The following is a 1,679-nucleotide window of genomic DNA, read 5'->3' on the forward strand; positions in this document are numbered from 1 at the left end:
CGCCATCTCGTCCTGCCGGCGCTGACGCTGACCCTCTTCCACATGGCCGTCTATGCCCGCATGACCCGCGCCTCGATGCTCGAGGTCCGCGATCAGGACTTCGTGCGCACCGCCCGCGCCAAGGGCGTCGGGGAGGGGCGCATCCTGCGCCGCCACGTCCTGCGCAACGCCATCCTGCCGGTGGTCACCATCGCCGGCATGAAGGCCGGCTACCTGCTCGGCGGCTCGATCGTGGTCGAGACCGTCTTTGCCTGGCCCGGCATCGGCCGGCTCGCCTACGAGGCGGTGCTGCAGCGCGACTACAACGTGCTGCTCGGCGTCTTCCTGGTGACGTCGGCCGTCGTCATCGCCGTCAACCTCGTGACCGACGTGGTCTATTCGCTGGTCGACCCGCGCATCGAGCTCGGGGCCTGAGCGATGACCGGTTTCGCGGAGTTCTGGCGGCGCTACCGCCGCAACAAGGGGGCGGTGGCCGGGCTCGTCGTCCTCGTGGTCATCCTGGTGGTGGCGGCGTTCGGGCCGCTCGTCTATCCCGCCAGCCCCTGGGACATGGCGGGGGCGCCGTTCCAGCCGCCCTTCTCGGCCGAGCACCCGCTCGGCACCGACACACTGGGCCGCGACGTCGCCACCGGCATCGTCCACGGCGCGCGGGTGTCGCTGCTCATCGGCTTCGTCGCGACCCTGGCGGCGCTCGGCGTCGGCGTCGTGGTCGGCGCCGTCGCCGGCTATTTCGGCGGGCGCGTCGACGACATCGCGATGCGCCTGACCGAGTTCTTCCAGACGATCCCGAGCTTCGTCTTCGCCGTCGTGCTGGTCGCCATCTTCACCCCCGGCATCGGCTCGATCGTGACCGCGATCGCGATGGTGAGCTGGCCGTCCGTCGCCCGGCTGGTGCGCGGCGAGTTCCTGACGCTGCGCACGCGCGAGTTCGTCCAGGCCTCGGTCGTGCTCGGCCGCACGGCGCGGCACATCATCTTCGTCGAGATCCTGCCCAACGCCATCTCGCCCATCATCGTCTCGGGCTCGCTGATGGTGGCGACGGCGATCCTCGTCGAATCCTCGCTCAGCTTCCTCGGCCTCGGCGATCCCAACATGATGAGCTGGGGCTACATGATCGGCGCCGCCCGGTCGGTGGTGCGGCTCGCCTGGTGGTGCAGTTTCTTCCCCGGCCTCGCCATCCTGCTCACGGTGCTCGCCCTCAACCTCGTCGGCGAGGGCCTGAGCGACGCCCTCAACCCCCGCCTGTCGCGGGAGGGGCGATGACCACCGAGCCCCTGCTCCGCGTCCGCGACCTCCGGGTGGCGCTGCCGGCGGGCGGCGACCGCGCGAATGCGGTCGACGGCGTCTCCTTCGACCTCGCGGCGGGCGAAATCCTCTGCATCGTCGGCGAGTCCGGATCGGGCAAGTCGCTGACGGCGTCGGCCATCATGGGATTGCTGCCGCGCTCGGTCCGGGTCGCGGGCGGGTCGATCGCGCTCGCCGGCACCGACCTCCTGCGTCTCTCCGAGGACGAGATGCGGTCGCGTCGCGGCCGCCTCGTCGGCATGATCTTCCAGGAGCCGATGACGGCCCTGAACCCGCTGATGCGGGTCGGCGACCAGATCGACGAGGTGCTGGCCGTCCATACCGACCTGCCCGAGGCCGAGCGCCGCGCCCGGGTCGTCGAACTGATGGCGAGC

The 1,679-nt window shown here is 70.9% G+C and carries 3 protein-coding genes; all 3 read left to right on the forward strand.

Translation table 11 applies throughout. The annotated features are described in order from the left end of the window. Positions 1-414, forward strand: a 414-nt coding sequence (locus ACE3O1_RS15625; RefSeq protein WP_374316627.1) for an ABC transporter permease, incomplete at its 5' end; no start/stop codon positions are given. A 3-nt stretch (positions 415-417) separates the two neighbouring features. Then, entirely contained in the window at positions 418-1,263 is an 846-nt protein-coding gene (locus ACE3O1_RS15630) for an ABC transporter permease (RefSeq protein ID WP_374316629.1), read from the forward strand. After that, on the forward strand, positions 1,260-1,679 hold a 420-nt coding region (locus tag ACE3O1_RS15635; protein WP_374316631.1), incomplete at its 3' end, for an ATP-binding cassette domain-containing protein. The genes ACE3O1_RS15630 and ACE3O1_RS15635, both read left to right, overlap by 4 nt.

It is taken from the genome of Microbacterium sp., from assembly GCF_041909575.1.
Classification (GTDB): domain Bacteria; phylum Actinomycetota; class Actinomycetes; order Actinomycetales; family Microbacteriaceae; genus Microbacterium.